This is a genomic window from Martelella sp. AMO21009 (genome assembly GCF_053484295.1).
In genome coordinates, this window is the sequence record NZ_JBAKFR010000001.1 from 28159 (window position 1) to 52305 (window position 24147).

A 24147-nucleotide genomic window follows, 5' to 3' on the forward strand; every position below is an offset into this window, starting at 1 on the left:
CGTCGCGCAACTCTCTCTCACAGCCGGGTGGTCAAGCACATGATCGAAACTCCCTATCTTCTGTTCCTGGGCGATGCGCCCGATGGGCTGGCCGCCAAGGTGGCGCAGGGCATCAAGGACTGGCGTCCGGAATATGCCGTCGGCCAGTTGCGGCTTGAGGGCTGCAAGGCGGACATGAAGCTGCCCGATCTGTCGATCGCGGAAGCCGTGGACAAGGGCGTCAAGACGCTGGTGATCGGCGTTGCCAATCGCGGCGGCGTGATTTCTCCGGCGTGGAAGAGCGTGCTGATCGAGGCGATGGAGGCGGGTCTCGATCTCGCTTCCGGCCTGCACAACCTGCTCCGCAACGAGGCCGACCTTGCCGCCAAGGCCAGGGAACTTGGCCGCACGCTGCATGATGTCCGCATCCCCGCCGTGCAATATCCGATCGCCAACGGCAAGAAGCGGACCGGCAAGCGCATGCTCGCGGTCGGCACGGACTGCTCGGTCGGCAAGATGTACACCGCGCTCTGCGTGGAAAAGGCGATGCGCGAGAAGGGCATAAAGGCGACCTTCCGCGCCACCGGCCAGACCGGTATTCTGATCACTGGCGGCGGCGTGCCGCTCGACGCGGTAATCGCCGATTTCATGGCCGGCTCGATCGAATATCTCTCGCCCGACAATGATGCCGACCACTGGGACCTGATCGAAGGGCAGGGCAGCCTGTTCCACGCCTCCTATTCCGGCGTGACGCTGGCGCTGATCCATGGCGGCCAGCCGGATGCGCTGGTGATCTGCCACGAGCCCAACCGGCCGCATATGCGCGGCCTGCCGGATTATCAGCTTCCGAGCCTCGAGGCGGTGCGCGATCTGGCGCTGCAGATGGCCCGGATCGTCAATCCGGACTGCAAGGTGGTCGGGATATCGCTCAATACCTCCGCCATGTTGGACGAGGAGGCGCTTGACTATTGCCGGCAGACCGAGGCGCGCATGGGCCTGCCGACGGTCGATCCGTTCCGCCACGGGGCCGAACGCCTCGCCGATGCGCTGGCGGCGCTATGAGCGAACTGTATGTCTCTGCCCGCGAGGATGTGTTTCCGGTCGCGGGCTCGTTTACCATCTCGCGCGGCTCGCGCACCGAGATCCGCGTGGTGACGGTGACGCTCACCGATGGCCAGCATACCGGTCGCGGCGAATCCGTGCCCTATGCCCGCTACGGTGAGACGGTTGACGGCGTGATTGCCGATATCCTGTCGCTGGAAGCCGAAATCCGCGCCGGGCTCGATCGCGAATCCTTGCAGACCCGGATGAAGCCGGGCGCGGCGCGCAACGCCCTCGACTGCGCCTTCTGGGATTTTGAAGCCAAAAGCAGCGGCAAGCCGGTGTGGCAGCTCGCCGGCTTGAAAAAGCCCGGTCCGCTGACGACGGCCTACACGATCTCGCTTGGCGAACCGGAGAAGATGCGCAACCAGGCCGCTGAAAACGCCCATCGTCCGCTTCTGAAGGTCAAGCTTGGCACGGACGACGACCTTGGCCGCATTGAGGCGGTACGCGCCGGCGCGCCCGATTCCACAATCATCGTCGATGCCAATGAGGGCTGGAGCGTCGAAGCCTATCAGGCGCTGGCCCCCGCGCTCGTGCGTCTCGGCGTGGCGCTGGTGGAGCAACCGCTGCCGGCCGGCGATGACCAGGCGCTGCGCCATATCGAGCGCCCGTTGCCGGTCTGCGCCGATGAAAGCTGCCATGCCCGGCCCTCGCTTGCCGACCTCAAGGGCAAATACGACGCAATCAACATCAAGATCGACAAGACCGGCGGACTGACCGAGGCGCTGCTTTTGAAGCAGGAAGCGGAGGCCATGGGCTTCCAGATCATGATCGGCTGCATGCTCGGCACCTCGCTCGCCATGGCGCCGGCCATGCTGGTCGCCGAAGGCGCGGCCTTCGTCGACCTCGATGGCCCGTTGCTGCTTGCCGAAGACCGCGCCAGCGCGATTCGGTTCGAAGGCTCGGTGATGCATCCGGCCGAACCGGTGCTGTGGGGGTAGATCCCGTCAGCCTCTCGTCCATGAGGGAAAGGGGTCGGTCAGGCCTTCGAAATCGCGTTCGTTGAAGATTGGCCCGGTATCGATCAGGCAGTCGTCGAGGGCTTCGCGGATCGCCGTCTTGTCCATGCCCGCGCCGATGAAGACGATCTCCTGACGGCGGTCGCCATAGGCTGCATCCCAGCAATCCTCGATCATCCGGCGCAGTCCGGCGCGTCCGGCCAACGGTTCTCGGGCACGGCGGCCCACCAGCGGCCCAGCGGGCCGCTGCGCACGATCGCGCCGGCAAGCGAGAATTCGCCGGCGAAATCCGGCCGCGTCGCCAACCAGAAATGGCCCTTGGCGCGGATCAGGCCGGGAAAACTCATCCGCGTGAACGCATCGAACTTCAGCGGATCGAACGGCGCCCGCGCCCGGTAGACGAAGCTGGAAATGCCGTATTCCTCGGTCTCCGGCACGTGGTCGGCAAAGCCGTAGAGCTCCTTGGCCCAGAGCGGGTGCTGGCTCGCCTTGTCCTCGCTGAAGAGGCGGGTGTCGAGCAATGCGTCGAGGCCGACGCGGCCGAAATCCGTCTCGATGATCTTCGCATCGACGTTCAGCGCCCTTACGATCTTGACGACATTCTCGCGTTCCTCGAGCGTTACGTCCGAGACCTTGTTGACGACCACGACATCGGCGAATTCGATCTGCTCGACATGCAGATCGACCAGCGTGCGCTCGTCGCCTTCGCCGGCGACCTCGCCGCGATTTTTCAGGAATTCATGGCCGCCATATTCGCGTAGCAGGTTCACCGCGTCGACGACGGTCACCATGGTGTCGAGCCGGGCGAAGTCGGACAGGCTCTCGCCGCGCTCGTCGCGCCACGAAAATGTCGCGGCCACCGGTAGCGGTTCGGCAATGCCGGTTCCCTCGATCAGCAGATAATCGAAGCGTTTTTCCTCAGACAGCCGCCGCACCTCGGTCAGAAGGTCGTCGCGCAGCGTGCAACAGATGCAGCCATTGGTCATCTCGACCATGGTCTCCTCGGTGCGCGACAGGTCTGCCCCGCCCTCGCGCACCAGATCGGCGTCGATATTCACCTCGCTCATATCGTTGACGATGACGGCAACCCGCCGCCCTTCGCGATTGTTGAGGATGTGGTTGAGCAGCGTGGTCTTGCCCGCGCCGAGAAAGCCGGAAAGCACGGTGACGGGCAGGCGGGTGTCATTGTTTTGCAGCATGGGTCAAGGTCCTTGCGATGCGTGAGAATGCCAAACGAAAAGACTACGTTCAGTGATTAAATGTTATAACGTAACATTGATACCCAAAAGCCTGACTGGCGTCAACTGACGGCGGCAGGATCGACAGAGGCGGGCTGCGGGGAGGCTTGATAAGTGGGTTGGGTCCAGCGAGAACCTGGCGCTGGCAGCGTTAGAGCAGGATCCGCGCGCCCACTCCGCCACAAGCCCTTGGGTGCCGAGGCTTTCCAGGTGCAGTCGGGTTGTTGTGGAACTTTCGGCCCGCGCACGGAAATAGCGCTCGACCCCACCGCATAGCCCCCCAATCTTCTCGCCCCGGCGGGGAGAGATGTCGCGAAAGCGACAGTGAGGGGGGAGACCATCCCCTCGAACGCCCTCACGATTGGATACGCCGCACCACCCTCACTGCCCCTTTCAGGGCATCTCTCCCGCCAGCGGGAGAGAATATAGGGAGCAAGCCGCCATGCCACACGCGGCCGCGCTGCAGTCGAGCGAAGGGAGGCTGCAGGGGCGGATTTGTCAGCCAGCCATGAAAGACTAGACCCGCGACACACGGACAGTCTCCCAGGGCATTTGTGCCAGCCTGATCACCGCATCCGCTGAAAACTCATCGCGATATGGGCGCGGCGGAGGTGGCAAAGTGCGTCGATCTGGCCGGCCTCGACAGCAGCGAGGATTTCGGCGGTCTCGTGGCAATAGATTTCCGCTTCATTTTCAAGATTCACCGCCGATGCGGTGATCGCCTGCAGCCAGATGCGGGCGGTGCGGAAATAGAGGCGTTCGCCGGTTTCCCGGAGCGGCTGGTTCAGCGAAAGTTGGTTGAGCGCCAGAAACATATCGCGGTCGAGTGCCGCGAAATCGCGGGGCGCGGGGGCTTTCCTGAGCGAAAGGGCGCGCTCGTGGAGCGCGCGAAACCCTGCAATGATCTCATCTGTGACCGGGACGGGGTCAAGCTGGGCGATCAGCACGATCAGCTCCATCCTCAGGCGATAGACCTGCGCCAGCTCATCGAGGTCGACATCGGTGACGATGGTGCCGACGCCGTGGACGGAGAGCAGCAGACCCTCATCCTCCAGCCCTGCCAGCACGCGACGGAGCGGCGTGCGCGACACGCCGAATTCCGCCGCCAGCGCCACCTCCGAGAGTTTCTCGCCCGGCGGATAGTCGAGCATCATGATCCGCTCGCGGATGATATCGTGGATCTGGGCGAGCCGATCGCGTCCGGTCTTTTCGCCTTTCGTCATCGCCACGCGCTTCCGAGCCGGTCGAGCATCGCAAGGCACTGGCCGAGCTGGTCGCCGCTGAGATATTCATCGGGCTTGTGAGCCTGGTCGATCGAGCCCGGCCCGCAGACAACGGCATCCATGCCGATTTCCTGAAAGAAGCCGGCCTCGGTGCCGAAGGGGACGACATCGGCGCTGTCTTCGCCGGTGAGCCGGAAGGCGAGGTCGCGGGCGGCGTTTTCGTTTCTTGGAAACAGCGCCGCCGCCTCGCCGATCACCTCCGTCTCGATATCGGCTTCAGGCGCCACGGCGCGCATGGCGGGCAGCAGGTCGCGGGCGCAATAGGCGGCAATGTCGTCTTTCACCAGCGACAGGTCCTCGGCGATCACCGGCCGGGTTTCCCAGCGCAGCACGGCGCGCGGGGCAATGACATTGTGCGACAGCCCACCCTCCAGCGCGCCCACATTGAGCGTCGCATAGGGCGGCTGGTAGCGGGAGCCCTCCGGCACGCGCGCCATCAGCCGTTCGCGCAGTTCCATCAGCCGGGCGATATAGCGCGCGGCATATTCGACAGCGTTGATCCCGGCCTCCGGCGCGGATGAATGGCCGGAGCGGCCGGTGAAGGTGACGGTGTATTCGCAGCAGCCCTTGTGGCCCTCGATCACCCGCATCATGGTCGGCTCGCCGACGATCGCGAGCGCGGGACGGACCTCGCGCTCCGACAGCCATTCCGTCAGCGCCCGCGCGCCAATGCAGCCGACTTCTTCGTCATGGGTGAAGGCGAAGTGGATCGGCTTGCGTTCGGCGAACTCGGCCAGCGTCTCCCGCTTGGCAAGGCAGGCAGCGATGAAGCCTTTCATGTCGCAGGTGCCGCGGCCGAAGAACCTGCCGTCGCGCTCTGCAAGCGTGAACGGGTCGCTGGTCCAGAGCTGGTCGTCCACGGGCACGACATCGGTGTGGCCCGACAGCATCAGCCCGCCGGGGCGGTCGTCGCCGAGGGTTGCGAACAGATTGGCCTTGGTCCCGGTGGCATCGGTCAGGATTTCCACCCGCGCGCCGCAATCCGACAGCCGCTCGGCGATATAGGCGATCAGCGGCAGGTTGCTTTCCGAAGAAACCGAGGGAAAGGCGACAAGGTCTGCGAGAATATCGCGGGCGGCAATCAGATCGCTCAACGGTCAATCCTTCACGAACAGTTTGCGCTCGACGCTGCAGAGGGCTTCCGCAGGGCCGTTTTCGGTGATCAGGATGGTCTCGGTGATTTCCAGCCCCCAGTCGTCCATCCAGAGCCCCGGCATGAAGTGCAGCGTCATGCCCGGCTTCAGCAGCGTTTCGTCACTGGTGCGGATGCTGACGGTATGCTCGCCCCAGTCCGGTGGATAGGCAAGGCCGGTTGCATAGCCGCAGCGGTTCGGCCGCTCGATACCGACCTTCCAGAGCTCCTTTTCAAGGGCTGCCGCGATATCGCCCGCCCGGTTGCCGGCCCGCGCCGCCTCAATGCCGGCATTGAGGCCATCCACCAGCGCTGCCGCGGCGTCGGTCATGTATTGCGGCGGCTTGCCGAAGAACACGGTACGGCTGAGCGGCGCGTGGTAGCGGCGATAACAGCCGGCCTGCTCGATGAAGGTGGCCTCGCCGGTCCTGAATTCGTCGCCGCTCCAGGTGAGATGCGGCGCGGAGGCGTCAGGGCCGGACGGCAGCAGCGGCATGATCGCCGGGTAATCGCCCCAGATATCGTCAACGCCGGTGATCGCGGTCTTCATCAGTTCGCCGACGAAATGGTTTTTCTTCATGCCGGGCTCCGCGATCTCCATCGCATGACCCATCACCCGATCGGAGATTTGCGCCGCCTTGCGCATGAAGGCGATTTCCTCCTCCGACTTCACCACGCGCTGCCAGTCGACGAGGCCCGAACCGTCCTTGATCGTTGCCCCCGGCAGGCCCTTCACCAGCGCGGCGTGGCCGGCTGCGGAATAGTAATAGGCATTCATCTCCACGCCGATGCGGGCCTTGTCGAGCGCCAGCCCCGCAAGCTTCTCGGCCAGATCGTCCATCGGATGGATGCCGTCCGCCTGGATATAGCGGTCGGCGTACCAGAGGATATGATCCTCATCGAGAAAGGCGGTGCGGCGCGCGCCATTGGCGTCCATCAGCCGGCCCCACCAATAGGGCATGCCCTCGCCGGTGACGATCACGGCCTGATCGACATAGAAGGACCAGCCGTCATAGCCGGTCAGCCAGTTCATGCCGGCGGGCGAAGTCACCACCAGCGCATCCAGCCCATAGGCCTCCATCGCCTTGCGTGTCAGGGCCAGCCGGCGGTCATATTCCGATTTCGAAAAGGGCAGTTCCGTCGCCGCCATGGCTTTCCTCGTTTTGTTGTGCACAACGCTGTTCCAGCGTTGCGCCAAGGGCTTGGGCCACCTTCTCAGGTTACCCCGTATCTCTCCGGGTCATCCTCGGGCTTGACCCGAGGATCCATGTGATTTTCCACGCGGAACACGCGTGCGGGGCTCGCCTTTCTCCACCACGCTCAGCCTATTGGCCATGCAACGCCCGTGGCAGGGGCCGCTATGGATCCTCGGGTCAAGCCCGAGGATGGCGCAGAATGGGAGGTGAACGAGGCGCGCCTCTCAGCCTCGGAACGTTCCGCTTTGCATTCTCTCTCGATGTTGTATACAACACGGTTTCAATACGGCGCGCAAGCCCTTTCACAGCACGAGGACACGATGCTTACCAACGACCAGCTCGACCGTTTCGATCGCGAGAATTTCTTCCATCCCTCGACCCATCTCGCCCAGCATGCGCGCGGCGAAAGCCCGAGCCGGATCGTGAAGACGGCCAAGGGCGTGTTCATCGAGGATCGCGACGGGAAGAAGCTGCTGGATGGCTTTGGCGGGCTCTATTGCGTCAATGTCGGTTACGGGCAGGAAAGCATCATCGAAGCGATTGCAGACCAGGCGAAGGAACTTGCCTATTACCACGCCTATGCCGGCCACGGCACGGAGGCTTCGATCAATCTGGCGAAGATGGTGATCGACCGCGCGCCTGATCACATGTCCAAGGTCTATTTCGGCCTCTCGGGGTCTGATGCGAACGAGACCAATATCAAGCTCGTCTGGTACTATAACAACATTCTCGGCCGGCCGGAAAAGAAGAAGATCATCTCGCGCTGGCGGGGCTATCACGGCTCCGGGCTGATGACCGGGTCACTCACCGGCCTTGCCGGCTTCCAGCGCAAATTCGACCTGCCGCTGGAGCGGGTGTTTCACACCACCGCGCCCTATTACTACCGCCGAAAGGATCTCGCCATGAGCGAGGCCGATTTTGTCGCCCATTGTGTGGCGGAACTCGAAATGCGGATCGAGCGCGAGGGCGCGGATACGATCGCGGCCTTTATCGGCGAGCCGGTGCTGGGCACCGGCGGCATCGTGCCGCCGCCGGAAGGTTACTGGAAGGCGATTTCGGCGGTGCTGGAAAAGCACGACATCCTGCTGATCGCCGATGAGGTGGTCACCGGCTTCGGGCGGCTCGGTTCGATGTTCGGCTCCGAACATTACGGCCTGAAGCCCGACCTGATCACCATCGCCAAGGGGCTGACATCCGCCTATGCGCCGCTCTCCGGCACCATCGTTTCCGACAAGGTGTGGAAGGTGCTGGAACAGGGCACGGATGAAAACGGCCCGATCGGCCATGGATGGACCTATTCCGCCCATCCGATCGGCGCTGCCGCCGGCGTTGCCAATCTGAAGCTTATCGACGAACTGGGTCTTGTGAAAAACGCCGGCGAAACCGGCGCCTATCTGCGCGCCGCCATGAAGGATGCGCTCTCCGATCACCCCCATGTTGGCGATATTCGCGGCGAGGGCATGCTGCTGGCCGTTGAATTCGTCAAGGATCGCGAAAGCCGCACCTTCTACGATCCGTCGGAAAAGGTCGGCCCCAACCTTGCGGCCGCGCTGATTTCCGAAGGCGTCATCGCCCGCGCCATGCCGGAGGGCGATATTCTGGGCTATGCCCCGCCGCTCTGCCTGACGCGCGAGGAGGCCGACCAGATCGTGGCGGCGACGAAGAAGGCGGTGACGACGGTTCTGGGCTAGGGACGAAACGGGAGGCGCGATGCTGAAGGCGATCCATCATGTGCAGCTTGCGATGCCGGCCGGCGGCGAGGACAAGGCGCGCGCCTTCTATCGGGATGTTCTAGGCGTGCCCGAGGTGGAAAAGCCCGACAACCTGAAGCCGCGCGGCGGGTGCTGGTTTGAAGCGGACGGGCTGCGCATCCATCTCGGCGTCGAGGAGAATTTCAGGCCTGCCCGCAAGGCGCATCCGGCGATCCTTGTTGATGATGTCGATTTGCTCGCGGCCCGCGTGGCGATGGCCGGCTATGAGGTAAAGAAAGACGAGCCGCTTGAAGGTTTCCTGCGCAGCTATGTCTATGATCCCTTCGGCAACCGCATCGAATTGATGCAGGCGATCGCGTGAGCTTTTCCGCCCGAAATCGTTGACATTTGGCTGAAAGGATGGTCATCGGTTGCGGCGAACAGGGAAGACCGTATGCCGTCCACCAGCCTGCCGGATTGCGCCGGCGCCATCCTTCAAGCCTTTAAGGCGCGCGATACGGCGCTGACCGATATTCCGGTCATTCAGCCCGCTGCCCCGTTTCTGGATATGGCGGGCGAGGCGCTGCGCCGCCGCATCTTCATGACCGAGAGCGAGACCGGCGAAAGCCTGTGTCTTCGCCCGGAATTCACAATTCCCGTTTGCCGCCACCATATCGAGAACAATGCCGGCACGCCGAAACGTTATGCCTATTGCGGCATGGTGTTCCGCCAGGCGCGCGATGACGGCGCGTCCGAATTCTTTCAGGCCGGGATCGAGGATCTCGGCAGCGCGGATTTCGCGAAGGCCGATGCCCGTGCCATCGCCGATGCGCTCGGCATCCTGCGCGAATGCCTGCCGGAAGCGCCGCTCGCGATCACGCTCGGCGACCAGAATCTGTTCGAAGCGGTTGTCGGCGCGCTCGGCCTGCCGGGCGGCTGGCAGAAGCGGCTGATCCACGCCTTCGGCAATCAAAAGCGGCTGGAAACGCTGCTCGAAGCCCTTGCGCGGCCGCAGCCGGTCGGCGGTCTCGACCGGCGCGTTGCGGGCTTTCTCGCCGATGGCGACGAGGCCGGGCTGATTGCCCATATCGACGAGACCATGCAGGCCACCGGCTATTCCACCAATGCCAGCCGCAGCCCGGAAGAGATCGCCCGGCGGCTGAAGGAAAAGCTGGCGCTGTCGGTCACCAGTCTGGATACCGAGGCGCTGGACGCGCTCACGACGTTCCTTTCGCTCGATATCGGCCTCGATCAGGCCTCGGAAGCGCTCACCGGTTTTGCGGAGAAATTCGGCCTCGATATCGGTTCGGCGATTGCCGCCTTCGAAAACCGGATCGCGGCGATCGCGGAAAGCGGCGTTGCCGTTGCCGACATCACCTATCGCGCCGCCTTCGGGCGACCGCTCGATTATTACACCGGCCTCGTCTTCGAGATCACCGAAGCCGGCCCGCGCGCGGCACTTCTGGCCGGCGGCGGGCGCTATGACCGGCTGCTGACGCTGCTCGGCGCAAGCGGGCATATTCCGGCGGTCGGGTTTTCGCTCTGGCTCGACCGGATCGAGCGGGCAGGCAGCAAAACCGAGGATATCCGATGACCGTCACCATCGCTCTGCCCTCCAAGGGGCGCATCAAGGAAGGCGCGGAACAGGCGCTGAAGGCGGCGGGCTTCACGGTCGCGACCAATGGCAACAGCCGCTCCTATCGCGGCCAGATCGAAGGGCGCGGCGATATCGAGATCGCCTTTCTCTCCGCCTCCGAGATCGCGCGCGAGGTCGGCAGCGGCGCCGTCGATTTTGGCGTGACCGGAGAGGATGTGGTGCGCGAGAATGTCGCCAATGCCGATGTCCGCGTCGAGATCGTCTCGCGCCTCGGCTTCGGCCAGGCCGATGTCGTGGTCGCCGTGCCGGAAATCTGGCTCGATGTCGATACCATGGCCGATCTCAACGATGTTGCCGCCGAATTCCGCAGCCGCCATGGCCGCAGGCTCGCGATTGCCACAAAATTCTGGCGGCTGACGCAGCAGTTCTTCACCGCCACCCACGGCATCCAGCTTTACCGCATCGTCGAAAGCCTCGGCGCAACGGAAGGTGCGCCGATGGCCGGCCAGGCCGATATCATCGTCGACATCACCTCCACCGGCTCGACGCTGAAGGCCAATCACCTGAAGATCCTGTCGGACGGGCTGATCCTGAAATCGGAAGCCTGCTTCATGCGCGCGAAGAAGAGCGAGCATCAGGGGGATGCGGTGGTTGAAGAGATCGTTGCGGCGATGCGCGGATGAGGGCCTGTGATACTGGCGGCTTGCGCCCAATACTCTCTCCCGCTGGCGGGAGAGATGCCCCGAAAGGGGTAGTGAGGGTGGCGCGGCATTTCAAATCGTGAAGGCGTTCGTGGTGATAGACTCCCCCCTCACTGTCCCCTCCGGGGCGAGAAGACTTGGGGGCTATGCGGTGAAGTCACCGGCGATTGCGGGATCTCTATTAAGGGTAACGGGCATAAGCCGCATGCGCCATACTCTCCGAAAGGCTTCACCCCTCTCTGCCCCTGTCGGGGCATCTCTCCCTCAAGGGGAGAGATTATTTGCTGCAAGGCTCGTGGATCTGAAAATTCTCAATCCTTGGCGCGTTCCACGTAGGAGCCGTCCTCGGTGAGGATCACCACGCGGGTGCCGGCGTCGATGTGGGGCGGCACCATGGTGCGTATGCCGTTGGAAAGCATGGCGGGCTTGTAGGAGGACGAGGCCGTCTGGCCCTTGACCACCGGCTCGGTCTCGGTGATTTCGAGCGTCACCTGGCGCGGCAGTTCGAGGGCGATCGCGATGCCTTCATGGATCGACAGGATTACCGTCATGCCTTCGGAGAGATAGGCGGCGGCATCGCCGACATCGTCCGCGCTCATGGTGAGCTGGTCGTAGGTCTCCGGGTTCATGAAGTGAAAGCCTTCGCCATCACTATAGAGGAAGGTGTGGTCATTGTCCTCGACGAAGGCGCGCTCGACCTGTTCCGTCGTTTTCCAGCGCTCCGAAACCTTGACGCCGTCGGCGATCCGGCGCATGTCCACCTGGGTAACGGGCGTGCCCTTGCCGGGGTGAAAATTCTGGGCGGTGAGCACGACATAGAGCTTGCCGTCGACATCGACGACATTACCCTTGCGCAGCGACGAGGCGATGACCTTGACCATGAAACTTCCTTGCTTTCAAAGCGCGGCCTCTGGCCGCAATCCTTACTGAATTGTGAGAGCGGGACTAACGCAAATTGCACCTGAATGCCAGTGCCAAACGCGGCAAACCGCCTGTGAGGGCTCGGAAACCCATATGAACAAGCCGACTGACAGCAGACATGGGAGCGATGGAGCGTGGTGGCGGCCCGACCGCCATGCCGACCGCAGGCCGGCGCTTCTCGCCCGCAACCGGATGATGGTGGCGATGCGCGCCTGGTTTGCCGCCGAAGATTTCATCGAGGCCGATGTGCCGGCGCTGCAGGTCTCGCCGGGGAACGAAACCCATCTTCACGCCTTCGCCGCCACCATGATCGGCAATGACGGTGCAGGAAAGCCGATATATTTGCACACATCGCCAGAATTCACCGCCAAGAAACTGCTGGCGGCGGGTGAGGAGCGGCTGGTGTGCTTTTCCCGCGTCTACCGCAACCGGGAGCGCGGCCCGCTGCATCATCCCGAATTCACCATGGTGGAGTGGTATCGCGCCCACGCCCCCTATGAGCGGTTGTTTGAGGATTGCCAGGCGCTGCTGGCGCTTGCGGCAAAGGCCGGGGGAACGACGCAGTTCTCGTGGCGCGGCAGCGTTTGCGACCCGTTCGCTGCCATCCAGCGGCTAAGCGTTGCCGAGGCCTTCAAGCGCTATGCCGGGATCGATCTTCTGGCGACGATCGGACGTGACGGGGAAGGGGACCGCGACGCCCTTGCCGCCCGCATGGACAAGGCGGGGCTTCGCCATGGCCCGGACGATAGCTGGTCGGATATGTTCTCGCGCGTGCTGGTGGAAAAGGTCGAGCCGGAACTTGGCCATGGCGCGGCCACGGTGCTGGATGCCTATCCCGCCTGCGAGGCGGCCCTTGCGCGCAAGAGCGAGGCCGATCCGCGGGTCAGCGAGCGTTTCGAACTCTATGTCTGCGGCGTTGAGCTTGCCAACGGCTTCGGCGAACTGACCGATGCCGACGAGCAACGCCGGCGCTTTGTCGCCGACATGGCTGAAAAACAGCGCATCTACGGCGAGACCTATCCGATCGACGAGGATTTCCTCGACGCGCTCAGGATCATGCCGCCGGCAAGCGGCATCGCGCTCGGCTTCGACAGGCTGGCGATGCTTGCCACCGGCGCCCGCCGCATCGAGGACGTGCTATGGGCGCCCGTGGCCGGAAGCTAGAAGATTTTAGTGGGCGTTGCAGGCAAGCCGCGTGTCCGGCTCGTTCATGACCGGCTGCAGCGTGGTGAGCTGCGCCTTGCCGCCATTGCGCAGATCCGGCTGGATGATCATCGGCGAATTCTTCGGCCACCATTCGCCGCTTGCCCAGTAGGCCCAGCCGATCCAGGCCTTGGGGTTTTGCTCGATGATGTCGACCATCTGCTTCAACCCTTTGAGGCAGGAGAGCTGGTCGGTGGCGCCGAATTCGCCGAGGAAGCCCTGGTAATTATTGGCGTTCAGCCAGTTGGTGAAATTTTGTATCGCGCTGACGGCCCCGTCGATCTGGCTGCAATTATCGTGTTTGCCGGAGTAATCGTCGTCGGCATACTGGTGCACCTCGAAGGCGAAATTGTCGACAGGGTCCTGTAAGCCAGTCATCACCGATGCATTGGAGTTGCCGTAGAAATCCTGGCTCCAGCTATGCGCGCCCGACCAGGCGGTACCGGGCACGAGCACGAGATTGCCGGCGCCGATGTCGCGGATCGATTTCAGCGCCGCGTTGGCGGCCGTCAGCCAGTCCACGGCCTCGATATCATGCGGCTCGTTCATCAGGCCGAAGATCACGTCCTCGTCATTGGCGAATACGGCACCAAGGCGCTTCCAGAAATCGGCGAAGGCTTCGACCGGAACGTTGGGGCTGCCGATCACCTCGCCGCGATAACGCGCGTAATTATGGGGATCGAGGATCACCACCATGTTGTTTGCATGGGCATCGTCCACCGTCGCCTGAATGCGCGACAGTTCCGTGTCATCCAGTATGCCGTTCAACTGCGGCTGAAGACGCTCCCACAGAAAGGGCAGGCGGATGGCGTTGAACTTGTCGCTGGCAAGCGAATCGATGGTTTCCTTGGTGGGATAGATATAGCCCTCGCCATAGGGGTCACCCGGCTTGCCAAACTCGGCGCCGGCGACATTGATGCCGCGGAGGCTCATTTCACAAGCCGCGGCCATGCCGGCCTGAACGGAGACCGAAAGCGCGGTCAGCGAAACCGCCGCCGTAAAAAACAGCTTCCTGATGCTGGCAGAGGCGCTGGGGCACGGCAAAAACCCTTTCAGACTTGGCATTCACAAAACTCCGGACATGGCTTCATCAGATGGCGCCTCTATGGTAGCAGCGATGAATTAACAGGAATATAGCGCACACCTTTGTCAATGATACGGTTACATCTCTTATTTGGTTTCCCGGCCGTCGTTTTTCCAGTTATGACCTGCCTCAGCCTGCTTGCGTGGCGGCAATCGACCTTTATGCGTCGCCAATGCAAAAGCGCGACGGCCCGGCCCATAGTCTGATGCGCTGGACACGGCAGCGGTTGAAAGCGCTGCCGCAAGCTTTTATGACCGATCGGCCGCCGCGATACGCTGGCGCTCAAGGAATGGGAGACGGCTATGAATAATTATGTGCTTACGGTGACCTGCCCTTCCACGCGTGGCATCGTTGCCGCGATTTCCGGCTATCTCGCCGCCGAGGGCTGCAACATCATCGACAGTTCGCAATATGACGACCTGGACACCGGCCGGTTCTTTATCCGCATCAGCTTCATTTCCGAGACCGGCGCAGCGCTCGACAGCCTCAAACAGGGTTTCGAGGCGGTCGCGGCGCCGTTTTCGATGGACTACAAGTTCCATGACGGCGCCTACAAGATGAAGACGCTGATCATGGTCTCGCGCTTCGGCCACTGCCTCAACGACCTGCTCTATCGCTGGCGCATCGGCGCGCTGCCGATCGATATCGTCGGCGTCGTTTCCAACCACCTCGATTACCAGAAGCTGGTGGTCAACCACGATATCCCGTTCTTCCATATCCCGGTGAACAAGGACACCAAGGCAGCAGCCGAGGCGCGGCTGATGGAGCTGATCGACCAGACCGATACCGAGCTTGTCGTGCTGGCGCGTTACATGCAGGTTCTTTCCGATGCGCTGTGCCGGAAAATGGAGGGCAGGGTGATCAATATCCACCATTCCTTCCTGCCGTCCTTCAAGGGCGCCAATCCCTACAAGCAGGCCTATCAGCGCGGCGTGAAGCTGATCGGCGCCACCGCGCATTACGTGACGCCGGATCTCGACGAGGGGCCGATCATCGAGCAGGAGACGGTGCGCATCACCCATGCCCAGAGCCCGGACGATTATGTGGCGCTCGGACGCGATGTCGAGGCGCTGGTTCTGGCCCGCGCCATCCACGCCCATATCCATCATCGGGTGTTCATCAACGGCAACCGCACGGTGATTTTTGCCCCGTCCGCAGGCTCCTATGCCTCCGAGCGGATGGGCTGAGGCCCCGTCCCGCAACGCGGCTTTAAATCGGTCTGCACCCAGGGATTGTATTTGTTGAGGAGCGGTCAATTTTATCGGCCGGGCCCTTGTTCGCCGTTTGCCTCGCGCTATCTATGGGAAGGCGGAGGATTACGGACCCATCGGTGCTTTCGCCCGGAAAATAAATTTCGATTTTTCGAGCGAATGTGTCATGAATTTGAAGAATATCCTCATTATCGGTAAAATATAACTCTGGTATTCGTGGCCGGTTTTGGCTATCACGATAACCGGAATGCGGCCCTGTGCCGCTTCAAGGAGAGGAGGCGTTCGATGCCCGTCGAGATGGATACTTTAGAAATCAATCAACGCCGATATCTCAATTATGTCCTGTTTTGCGTCTGTCCTTCGAAAGGCAGTGCGACCTGACCCATCAACCGGAGCCCGGCTTTGGCTTTGCCCTGAGAAGCGCCCGGTTTCATATGCGTCAGACTGCACACGCAGGTTGAAAACATACGTCTAAAACATAAGAGGCCGGCCGTTATTCAAGGGTCGGAGGTGCATTTCATGAAAAAGCAGATGGTTGAATTCGCCGGCCAGCCGGTCGGCATCGTCATCCCCGAAAACGGTCGCTTGAAGTTCGTGGCGGTGAAGTTTCACGTGCATGGTCTCGACGGCCGGTTCTACGAGACGATGGAAGAACTGCGCCTTGCCATCCGGACCCATGTGGAAACCTTTTATCGTGAAGGGCCTGACCAAGCTCTGGCGGGCTGATTTTCGCGTTCCCTGTTGCTTTGATCTGGAACAAGGATCATGCTCGGACGTTATCGTAAGGAAGTAGCCTAATTTCAGGAGTTCACAATGGTAGCCAATAAATCGACGGAAGCCCAGGCGGGCAAGACGACGGAAGCCGACATTCAGGCGCAGATTGATCAACTGCGCGGCGATATCGCCGAACTGACGAAGATGATCGGCGCGCTTGGCAATCAGAAGGCCAGTGACGCCCGCGTCAAGGCCGAGAAGTTCCGCGACGATGCGATCAAGAGCGGCCAGGACGCCTATGACCGCGCTCGCGACGAGGCCATGTCCTTCGAGGAGGATGTTGAGGATCATATCCGCAGCCGTCCGCTTCAGTCGATCCTGATGGCTGCAGGGTTCGGATTTCTGATGGCGCTCCTGACGCGGCGCTAGATGATGGATCGGCTCATATCACTCATGGCGGCCGCCATGGCAGTGGATGGCCGCATCATTGCGCGTTCAGCCAAGCGTAACGCGGTTGTCGCCGTTATTCTGTTCTTCCTGTTTCTCGCTGCATTCGTCAGCGGCGTTGCGGCGCTTGCCATCTATCTTGCGGAAATATTCGGCCCCCTCGGTGCCACCTTGACGATCGCCATAGCCTCGTTGGCTCTGGCGATGTTCGTGCTGGCCTATGCGATGATGGTAAATCGGATGGAGAGGCGGCGTTTCCGCGCGGCGAAATATGCGACCGAGGAGATGCTTCAGAGCGTCGTTGGCGTCGTGCCGACCATGATCAACCAGAAGCCGATCACGGGCGTTGCCTCCATCGCCGCGCTGGCCTTCGTGCTGATGCGCGCCTACCAGAAAAAGAATTGACGGCGGAAACGGAAAACAGGCGGCGGGCTTGCCCGGCGCCTTTCCGTTCGCGCGTCAGAGGAAATGAAACATGACCATGAAGACCGTCAACGGCATACCGCAGATGGGTTTCGGGACTTGGAAGCGGAATGACAGCGAGGCCTATGATACGGTGATCGCCGCCCTTGAGGCCGGCTACCGCCATATCGATACCGCCCAGGCCTATGACAACGAAACCGAAGTCGGCAATGCGATTTCCGATTCGAGCTTCACGCCCGCGGATATCTTCGTCACCACCAAGGTCTGGATCGACAATTACGGCCCGGCTTCCTTCCGTCCGAGCGTGGAGGAGAGCCTGGCGCGGCTGCGACTCGACAAGCTCGACCTTCTTCTGCTGCATTGGCCCGGCCGGTCTGATGGACCCGCATTCGAGGACTATATCGGCGAACTCGCCGCAGTCTATGATGATGGCCTGACCAAACGCATCGGCGTATCCAATTTCAACACGACCCTGCTGGCAGAAGCCGCGCGTCTTCTCGGCGATCGCAAGATTTCCACCAACCAGGTCGAGTGCCACGTGTTCAACCAGAATAAAGTGGTGGCCGATTATTGCCGGGATCACGATATTGCGCTTACTGCCTATTCGCCGCTCGCCCAGGGCATGGTCGTGGGCAATCCGATCCTGAAGGAAGTGGCGGACGCCCATGAGACCGGCGAAGGCGTCATCGCGCTCGCCTTCCTCATGGCGGAAGGTCATGTGGTGATCCCCACCTCCAGCCGGCCCGAACGGGTGAAATCCAATCTGGACGCGGCGTCGATCCGGCTCTCCGGCGAGGAGGTCATGCGCATCCGCGAACTCGACGCCGGCATGCGATTGATCGATCCGGAATGGGCGCCCGATTGGGATTGATCCTTGCGGGTTTCTTGGCAGCACTCAAGGTGATATGCTGCCAAGATATTGAATTTGTTTATTAAAACGAAATTTTCAGATTGAAGCCGCCGGCAAAATACGTCAGCCTCTGATATTGTCAACGATAATGAGGTGGACCATGAAACTTGCATCGGACTTCGAATTGCAGCTTGCCGGCTACGGGCTGACGACAGCGCATATCCTCTACCGCCTGCCGGATTTCGAAAGCCTGCTGCAGACCTATGTCTGGCAGGACTACGATCTTGCCCCCGATTTTCCCGAGATGCACAAATTCCTCGACTTCTGGCGGGAAAAGCTCGACGGGCCGCTGCATTCCGTCCGCTACGCCCACAGACGGCTTATCGGCCCCAATGAATGGCGGCAGGTGTCGGGCGAGTTCACCATCCACTGAGTTGATATCCGAATTTTCCGGAAAGCTGCCAGGGCTCACTCCTCGGTATCGATCACGGCCTGCAACTGCTCCTTGGCCGAGATCGCGATGCCGTCGGGATTGGTGGCAAGGATATCGTCGATGCGGGCAACGCCGTCTTCCTCCACGAGGGTAAAACGCGCGGTCGAAAAGATCTGGTATTCATCGGCGTCGCCCATGCAGGCGAATGACTGGAACTCCACCGTGACATGGGTTGCCGCACCGTCCCGGGTCGGTGGCGAGATCATCACGTTTTCGAGCGGACAACCGTCCTGGGCATTGGTCACGACGTCATAGTCGAAGGGCGAGCCGGCTTCCGCGGCATAGGGCGTTTCCATCGCCTCGGCATAAAGCGCCTGGAAATCCGCGCTGAACAGACGGGACAGGCGTTTGTCGGAAAACAGCGGCTCGTAGTCCGAGGCGCCTTCGGCCCAGTTGTTCTCCGTCACGGCCATGACCTCGCGCACGGGCTCTGTCGGCTCGGCGGCAAATGCCGGGGCGGAAAGAAGGAGAATGGCGAGCAGGGTCTTGAAGGTCATCGGTGCGTCCTTCTGCTGATGCATGTGTTGCCGAGACTACAGGTCGTCGCCCCGCAGGTCGACCCGGTCGAGGATGAGGGGGCGTTCTGCAGGCGGGCTTTCGGCGATGGTGATGGCCGCGCGCAGGCTGGTGGCGGCCTGCTGCCAATCGTCCTCGCTGGCGGCGTGAAGCATGGCAAGCGGTTCGCCGGATTCGATCCTGGTCCCGAGTGGCTTCAGCCCGGAATAGCCGACGCTGTGGTCGATGCGGTCCGTCGGACGCTGCCGCCCGCCGCCGAGCGAGACCACGCTCAGGCCGATCGCCCTGGCATCGCAGGCGGAAAGATAGCCGGAGGCGGGAGCTTCGACCGGGCGGATAATCGCGGCCTTCGGAAGATAGCTCTCCCATCGCTCGACGAAATCCGCCGGGCCGCCAAGGCCTGACACCATCCGACCGAAGGTCTCCAGCGCCCTGCCGCTTTTCAGCGTCTCGAGCGCCATTTCGCGCGCGTGGTCATGGTCTTCGGCAAGGCCGGCATTGGCGATCATCTCCGCGGCGAAGGCGAGCACGGCGGCTTCAAGCCGCGTTCCGGATTTTTCGCCCCTGAGAAACGCCAGAGCGTTTTCGATCTCCACCGCATTGCCGACGGCATCGGCGAGCGGCTCGTTCATGTCGGTGACGAGCGCCGTGGTGGCGAGCCCCGCGCCGTTGGCGACCCGCACCAGAAGGCGGGCGAGGGCTCTGGCGTCCTCGGAATCGGTCATGAACGCGCCGTTGCCGAATTTGACGTCCAGCACCAGCGTCTGCAGCCCGGCCGCGAGCTTTTTCGACAGGATCGACGAGACGATCAGCGGCATGGATTCGACCGTGGCCGTGACATCACGGATCGCGTAAAGCCGCTTGTCGGCCGGTGCCAGCTCCGCCGTTTGGCCGATGATCGCGCATCCGGTCTCGCTTATGACCCGCCGGAGCGTCGTTTCGTCGGGGCTTATGCTGTAACCGGGTATCGATTCCAGCTTGTCCAGCGTGCCGCCGGAGGGGCCGAGCCCGCGTCCAGAGATCATCGGCACGGCGAGCCCCGCGGCGGCCGCGACCGGGGCGAGCATCAGCGAGACATTGTCGCCGATTCCGCCGGTGGAATGCTTGTCGGCGATCGGGCGGTCGATGTCGGGCCAGGACAGCACATGGCCGGAATCGCGCATGGCAAGCGTCAGCGCCACCGTTTCCGCCTCGTCCATGCCGCGGAAGAACACCGCCATGGCAAAGGCGGCGGCCTGCGCCTCCGACAGCGTTTCGTCGCTGAGCGCGCGCACGAAAGCGGCGATCTCCTCGCCCGAGAGCGTCAACCCGTCGCGTTTCCTGCGGATGATCTCCTGGGCGAGCATGGCTCAGTAACCGCCGGACGACGTGCTCGACTGCTTGCCGTCCAGCACGGCCTGGATGTCGTTCAGGAGGCCGGATGCGCCGAAGCGGAAGGTCGTGGGCATCACCCAGCCTTCGCCCATCACGGTTTCGGCAAGGCTCAGATAGAGCTGGGCGTCGCGCACCGACGAAATGCCGCCGGCGGGCTTGATGCCGACCTTGCGGTCGGTCTGGCGGATGACGCCGAGCATGATGTCGGCGGCTTCCAGCGTGGCGTTGATCTTGACCTTGCCGGTGGAGGTCTTGATGAAATCCGCGCCCTCGGCAATCGCGAGCTCCGCGGCCTTGCGGATCAGGCCGGCATCGGCCAGTTCGCCGGTTTCCAGAATGACCTTGAGCAGAACGGGCTCGCGGCAGAGAAAACGCACGGCGCGGACCATCTCGCTGACAGCCCATTCATTCCCGGCTTTCAGCTTGGCATAGGGGATCACGAGATCGATTTCGTCGGCGCCGTCGCGGATCGCCTGTTCGGTCTCTTCCTCCACGGCCGAGATCGACATGTCGCCTGCGGGAAAATTCACCACGGTCGCGATCTTGATCAGGTGGTCGGGGCCGAGCATCTGTCGCGCAAGGCTGACGAAGCGCGGCCAGATGCAGATCGCCGCCGGCGTGCCGTAGGGCGTGTGGGCGCGCTCCAAGAGCGCCTCGATATCCTTGTCGGTGCAGTCGTCGTTCAGATTGGTCAGGTCAAGCAGCGAAAGCGAGACCGACGCGGCCTCCTGAAGCGTGTGGTGTTTCATGGCTTACCCCCTGCCGATCGCGCGCTTGACGATGGCGGCCAGCTTGCGGCCGCCGATCGGCGCCATTTTCTTGGTTTCGTCATGGCCAAGCTCCCCCTGGCTCATACCCGCCCCGAAATTGGTGATGACGGAGGCCGCGGCGACCTTCAGACCCAGAAAGCGCGCCAGAATGACCTCGGGCACCGTCGACATGCCGACCGCGTCGGCGCCGAGCACCCGGGCCATGCGGATCTCCGCCGGCGTTTCGAAGCTCGGTCCTGAAAACCACATATATGTGCCTTCGGCAAGTATTATGTCGAGTTCGGCCGCTGCCTTGCGCATGGCGTCTGCGAGTTCGCGGTCATAGGCACGGCTCATTCCGGTGAACCGCCGGTCGGAGGCCTCGCCGATCAGCGGGTTCATGCCGGAGTAATTAATGTGGTCGGTAATCAGCATCACCGAGCCCGGCGGCATGTCCTCATGCAGCGATCCGGCGGCATTGCTGAGGATAAGATTTTCCACTCCAAGTGCAGCCAGCGTTTCCAGCGGCAGGCGCATCGCCGCAGCATCGCCTTGCTCGTAATAATGCACGCGTCCGGAAAGCACGACCATGGGGGTGCCGGCAAGATGGCCGGCAACGAGACTGCCGTGATGGCCGCTGACCCCGCCGACGGGAAAACCGGGCAGTTCCGAAAAGGCAAAGCGCGTCGGGTTTTCGATCTCGTCCGCCAGACCGCCAAGGCCGGAGCCGAGCACGATCGCATGGCGCGGCGAAAGATCGCCAAGCGCCTCCTTCAGCAGAAGCGCTGCCTCGGTCATCCGATGTCCTCGGTGTCGAAGGCGTGGGGCAAGAGGCCGCCGACGGTCACGGTTTCGCGCACGCCGGCATCGTCGCAGAGATAGACCTCAGCGCCGGCATCGGAAAATTCGGCAAGCTTCTGGCGGCAGCCGCCGCAGGGCGAGCACAGCGCCAGACGCGGCGCGTATACGGCGACGGCCCTGATCTTCGTCGCGCCGCCCATGATCATATGGCCGATCGCCACGCCCTCGGCGCAGATGCCTTCCGGATAGGCGAGGTTTTCGACATTGGCGCCGGCATAGACCTTGCCGTCCTCGGCAAGGATGGCCGCGCCCACCGGAAACTTGGAATAGGGCGAATAGGATTTGGCGCTCGCCGCGCGCGCGGTCTCGAACAGATCTGCGGGTGTCGCCATTTTACCGCTCCTTGGTATAGGGCACGCCGCCGGCCTTGGGCGGGCGGGCGGTGCCGATGAAGCCCGCAAGCAGGACGCAGGTGAGGATATAGGGCATGGCCTGGAACACCTGCACCGGCACCTCGCCGATCAGCGGCATGGATTTGCCCTGCATGAAATTGGAAAGCGCCTCCAGGAAGCCGAACAGCAGGCAGGCAAACATCACCGGAACCGGCTTCCATTTGGCGAAGATCAGCGCCGCGAGCGCGATATAGCCCTTGCCGGCCGACATGTTGTTGATGAACGACGCCGACTGCGCGATCGCGAGATAGGTGCCGGAAAAGCCGCAGAGCAGACCGGCGAGGATCACCGCCCGGTATCTGAGCCAGGTCACCGAAATGCCGGCGGTATCCACCGCGCCGGGGTTCTCGCCGACGGCGCGCAGGCGCAGGCCGAAGCGGGTCTTGTAGACCACCCACCACACGATCGGCACGGTGATGAAGGCGATATAGACGAGGATATTGTTGCCGGAAATGACGTCGGAATAGAGATTGCCGAAAAAGCCCATCTGGCTCGCGGCTTCCGCGCCCGGAAAATCGATGCCGGTAAAGCGGGCGCTGTTTTCAAGCTGCGGGGTGCGTCCGCCCTGGCGGAACCAGGCATTGCCGAGCACCACGGTCAGACCGGCGGCCACGAAATTGAGCGCGACGCCCGAGACGATCTGGTTGCCGCGCGCGGTGATCGAGGCATAGCCGTGGACAAGGCTGAAGACGATCGAGATCAGAATACCGCCGAGCAGCCCGAGCCAGGGCGAGCCGGTGTAATAGGCAACGACGGCGGCCGCAAAGGCCGAGGCCAGCATCTTGCCTTCAAGCCCGATGTCGAAAATGCCTGAGCGTTCCGAAAACAGGCCGGCAAGCGCTGTAAAGATCAGCGGTATCGAAAGGCGGATGGTCGAGCCCAGCATGCCGATGATGATGTCGATGCTCTGCATGGCTCAGGCCTCCGCCGTCATCTGTCGTCTGGAAAACACCCTGACCAGCGCCGGCCGGTAGAGGAATTCCAGCGCGCCGGCGAACAGGATGACCAGACCCTGGATCATCACGATCATGTCGCGGGTGATCTGCGGCATCATGAAGGAAAGCTGCGCGCCGCCCTGGTAGAGAATGCCGAACAGGATTGCGGCAAGCACGATACCGAGCGGATGGTTGCGGCCCATCAGCGACACGGCGATGCCGACAAAGCCCGCGCCGCCGACGAATTCCACCTGCAGGCGGTCGGCCGAGCCCATCACCACGTTGAGCGCCATCATGCCGGCAAGCCCGCCGGATAGCAGCATGGTGACGATCACCGTGCGGGCATAGGGAATGCCGGCATAGGTGGCGGCGGACTTGCTCATGCCGAGCGCGCGCACCGAATAGCCGAACTTGGTGCGCCAGATCAGGAACCAGACGGCAACGCCCATGACGAGCGCGATGATGAAGGAGACGTTCAGCGGCGCGGGCCCAAGCCGCGACCCGAACATCGCCATCAGCCAGTCGAGGTTCGGAAGCTGGCCGCCCGGGGCGAAGCCGCGCGTTTCCGGCGACATCGCGCCGGCGGGTTTGAGCACATGTACAAGCAGATAGACCATCAGCGCCGCGCCGATGAAATTGAACATGATCGTGGTGATCACGATATGGCTGCCGCGCTTGGCCTGCAGCCAGGCCGGGATGAAAGCCCAGGCCGCGCCGAATATGCCCGCGCCCAGAACGGCGAAGGGCATTGTCACATACCAGGGCACGTAATTGCCGAGCGACAGCGCCATCAGCGCGCAGCCGAGCCCGCCGACATAGGCCTGGCCCTCCGAGCCGATATTGAACAGCCCGGCGTGATAGGCCATCGCCACCGACAGCCCGGTGAAGATGAAGTTGGTCGCATAAAACAGCGTGAAGCCAATGCCCATCCCGCTGCCAAGCGCGCCATTGATGAGAATGCCAAGCGCCTCGAACGGGCTCTGGCCGATCATCCAGATCACAAGGCCGGAAATCACCAGCGCCGTGACGAGGTTGAGCAGCGGCATCAGCAGGAAGGTGACCCAGGAGGGCAGGGGCGTGTTGGCGGCGCTCAT

General features: G+C 62.6%; 25 protein-coding genes and 1 pseudogene. 13 read left to right on the forward strand and 13 right to left on the reverse strand.

Going from position 1 to position 24147, the window contains the following annotated elements; genetic code table 11:
- Positions 1 to 39 precede the first annotated feature (39 nt).
- Both dgcN and dgcA read left to right on the forward strand, forming a co-directional pair.
- Positions 40 to 1041, forward strand: coding sequence for an N-acetyltransferase DgcN (gene dgcN / locus V6766_RS00120; RefSeq protein WP_448462424.1), 1002 nt, complete (start codon positions 40 to 42; stop codon positions 1039 to 1041).
- A complete protein-coding gene (dgcA, locus tag V6766_RS00125) occupies positions 1038 to 2024 on the forward strand; it encodes an N-acetyl-D-Glu racemase DgcA (RefSeq protein WP_448462426.1) in 987 nt (328 codons plus the stop codon). Before dgcN ends, dgcA begins: the two co-directional genes overlap by 4 nt.
- 6 nt (positions 2025 to 2030) lie before the next feature.
- On the opposite strand, the pseudogene V6766_RS00130 reads toward dgcA, so the two are convergent.
- The 4 genes and pseudogenes from V6766_RS00130 to V6766_RS00145 form a co-directional block, all read right to left on the reverse strand.
- Positions 2031 to 3241, reverse strand: a pseudogene (locus tag V6766_RS00130) (GTP-binding protein).
- Between the two features lie 605 nt (positions 3242 to 3846).
- Complete coding sequence (locus V6766_RS00135; RefSeq protein ID WP_448462428.1) at positions 3847 to 4503, reverse strand: GntR family transcriptional regulator; 657 nt, start codon at positions 4501 to 4503, stop codon at positions 3847 to 3849.
- Positions 4500 to 5657 (reverse strand): acetylornithine deacetylase, encoded by a 1158-nt coding sequence (gene argE, locus V6766_RS00140; protein ID WP_448462430.1) that lies wholly within the window; start codon positions 5655 to 5657, stop codon positions 4500 to 4502. The genes V6766_RS00135 and argE overlap by 4 nt, the downstream gene beginning before the upstream one ends.
- 3 nt (positions 5658 to 5660) lie before the next feature.
- Positions 5661 to 6845 carry a M24 family metallopeptidase gene (locus V6766_RS00145; RefSeq protein WP_448462432.1) on the reverse strand — a complete coding sequence of 395 codons (1185 nt, stop codon included), beginning with the start codon at positions 6843 to 6845 and terminating at the stop codon, positions 5661 to 5663.
- 366 nt (positions 6846 to 7211) lie between these two features.
- Between V6766_RS00145 and V6766_RS00150 the strand changes: the two genes are divergently transcribed.
- The 4 genes from V6766_RS00150 to hisG all read left to right on the forward strand — a co-directional run bounded on the left by V6766_RS00150 (position 7212) and on the right by hisG (position 10862).
- Positions 7212 to 8582: an aminotransferase gene (locus V6766_RS00150; RefSeq protein ID WP_448462434.1), complete on the forward strand. Its 1371-nt coding sequence runs from the start codon at positions 7212 to 7214 to the stop codon at positions 8580 to 8582.
- Between the two features lie 19 nt (positions 8583 to 8601).
- Positions 8602 to 8964: a VOC family protein gene (locus V6766_RS00155; protein ID WP_448462436.1), complete on the forward strand. Its 363-nt coding sequence runs from the start codon at positions 8602 to 8604 to the stop codon at positions 8962 to 8964.
- Positions 8965 to 9036: 72 nt separating this feature from the next.
- Positions 9037 to 10176: an ATP phosphoribosyltransferase regulatory subunit gene (locus V6766_RS00160; protein WP_448462438.1), complete on the forward strand. Its 1140-nt coding sequence runs from the start codon at positions 9037 to 9039 to the stop codon at positions 10174 to 10176.
- Entirely contained in the window at positions 10173 to 10862 is a 690-nt protein-coding gene (gene hisG, locus V6766_RS00165) for an ATP phosphoribosyltransferase (RefSeq protein ID WP_448462440.1), read from the forward strand. The genes V6766_RS00160 and hisG overlap by 4 nt, the downstream gene beginning before the upstream one ends.
- Before the next feature lie 329 nt (positions 10863 to 11191).
- Here hisG and efp read toward each other — a convergent pair whose 3' ends face one another.
- The gene (efp, locus tag V6766_RS00170) at positions 11192 to 11761 is read right to left on the reverse strand and encodes an elongation factor P (protein WP_448462442.1); all 570 of its coding nucleotides are present in this window, start codon (positions 11759 to 11761) and stop codon (positions 11192 to 11194) included.
- Positions 11762 to 11894: 133 nt separating this feature from the next.
- On the opposite strand from efp, the gene epmA reads away from it, so the two are divergent.
- A complete protein-coding gene (gene epmA, locus V6766_RS00175; protein ID WP_448462444.1) occupies positions 11895 to 12965 on the forward strand; it encodes an EF-P lysine aminoacylase EpmA in 1071 nt (356 codons plus the stop codon).
- Between the two features lie 6 nt (positions 12966 to 12971).
- On the opposite strand, the gene V6766_RS00180 is transcribed toward epmA, so the two are convergent.
- A complete protein-coding gene (locus tag V6766_RS00180) occupies positions 12972 to 14069 on the reverse strand; it encodes a glycoside hydrolase family 5 protein (RefSeq protein ID WP_448462446.1) in 1098 nt (365 codons plus the stop codon).
- Positions 14070 to 14390: 321 nt separating this feature from the next.
- Here V6766_RS00180 and purU point away from each other — a divergent pair, with 321 nt between their 5' ends.
- The 6 genes from purU to V6766_RS00210 all read left to right on the forward strand — a co-directional run bounded on the left by purU (position 14391) and on the right by V6766_RS00210 (position 18166).
- Positions 14391 to 15275 (forward strand): formyltetrahydrofolate deformylase, encoded by an 885-nt coding sequence (gene purU / locus V6766_RS00185; protein ID WP_448462448.1) that lies wholly within the window; start codon positions 14391 to 14393, stop codon positions 15273 to 15275.
- A gap of 543 nt (positions 15276 to 15818) precedes the next feature.
- On the forward strand, positions 15819 to 16025 hold the full coding sequence (locus V6766_RS00190; protein WP_448432299.1) for a hypothetical protein: 207 nt from the start codon (positions 15819 to 15821) through the stop codon (positions 16023 to 16025).
- 87 nt (positions 16026 to 16112) lie between these two features.
- Positions 16113 to 16442, forward strand: a complete 330-nt coding sequence (locus V6766_RS00195) for a DUF883 family protein (RefSeq protein WP_448462450.1) — start codon at positions 16113 to 16115, stop codon at positions 16440 to 16442.
- Between the two features lie 24 nt (positions 16443 to 16466).
- Positions 16467 to 16865 (forward strand): hypothetical protein, encoded by a 399-nt coding sequence (locus V6766_RS00200; protein ID WP_448462452.1) that lies wholly within the window; start codon positions 16467 to 16469, stop codon positions 16863 to 16865.
- A gap of 70 nt (positions 16866 to 16935) precedes the next feature.
- On the forward strand, positions 16936 to 17754 hold the full coding sequence (locus tag V6766_RS00205) for an aldo/keto reductase (RefSeq protein ID WP_448462454.1): 819 nt from the start codon (positions 16936 to 16938) through the stop codon (positions 17752 to 17754).
- 139 nt (positions 17755 to 17893) lie between these two features.
- On the forward strand, positions 17894 to 18166 hold the full coding sequence (locus tag V6766_RS00210) for an usg protein (RefSeq protein ID WP_448432291.1): 273 nt from the start codon (positions 17894 to 17896) through the stop codon (positions 18164 to 18166).
- A 35-nt stretch (positions 18167 to 18201) separates the two neighbouring features.
- Here V6766_RS00210 and V6766_RS00215 read toward each other — a convergent pair whose 3' ends face one another.
- The 7 genes from V6766_RS00215 to V6766_RS00245 are packed head-to-tail and all read right to left on the reverse strand — an operon-like array spanning position 18202 to position 24147.
- Positions 18202 to 18723, reverse strand: a complete 522-nt coding sequence (locus tag V6766_RS00215) for a hypothetical protein (protein ID WP_448462456.1) — start codon at positions 18721 to 18723, stop codon at positions 18202 to 18204.
- A 36-nt stretch (positions 18724 to 18759) separates the two neighbouring features.
- Positions 18760 to 20088, reverse strand: a complete 1329-nt coding sequence (deoA, locus tag V6766_RS00220) for a thymidine phosphorylase (protein WP_448462458.1) — start codon at positions 20086 to 20088, stop codon at positions 18760 to 18762.
- A gap of 3 nt (positions 20089 to 20091) precedes the next feature.
- On the reverse strand, positions 20092 to 20865 hold the full coding sequence (gene deoC / locus V6766_RS00225) for a deoxyribose-phosphate aldolase (protein WP_448462460.1): 774 nt from the start codon (positions 20863 to 20865) through the stop codon (positions 20092 to 20094).
- A gap of 3 nt (positions 20866 to 20868) precedes the next feature.
- Positions 20869 to 21663, reverse strand: a complete 795-nt coding sequence (locus V6766_RS00230; protein WP_448462462.1) for a purine-nucleoside phosphorylase — start codon at positions 21661 to 21663, stop codon at positions 20869 to 20871.
- The gene (gene cdd, locus V6766_RS00235) at positions 21660 to 22058 is read right to left on the reverse strand and encodes a cytidine deaminase (RefSeq protein ID WP_448462464.1); all 399 of its coding nucleotides are present in this window, start codon (positions 22056 to 22058) and stop codon (positions 21660 to 21662) included. Before cdd ends, V6766_RS00230 begins: the two co-directional genes overlap by 4 nt.
- A 1-nt stretch (position 22059) precedes the next feature.
- Positions 22060 to 23031, reverse strand: coding sequence for an ABC transporter permease (locus V6766_RS00240; RefSeq protein ID WP_448462466.1), 972 nt, complete (start codon positions 23029 to 23031; stop codon positions 22060 to 22062).
- A 3-nt stretch (positions 23032 to 23034) separates the two neighbouring features.
- Positions 23035 to 24147: an ABC transporter permease gene (locus tag V6766_RS00245; RefSeq protein WP_448462468.1), complete on the reverse strand. Its 1113-nt coding sequence runs from the start codon at positions 24145 to 24147 to the stop codon at positions 23035 to 23037.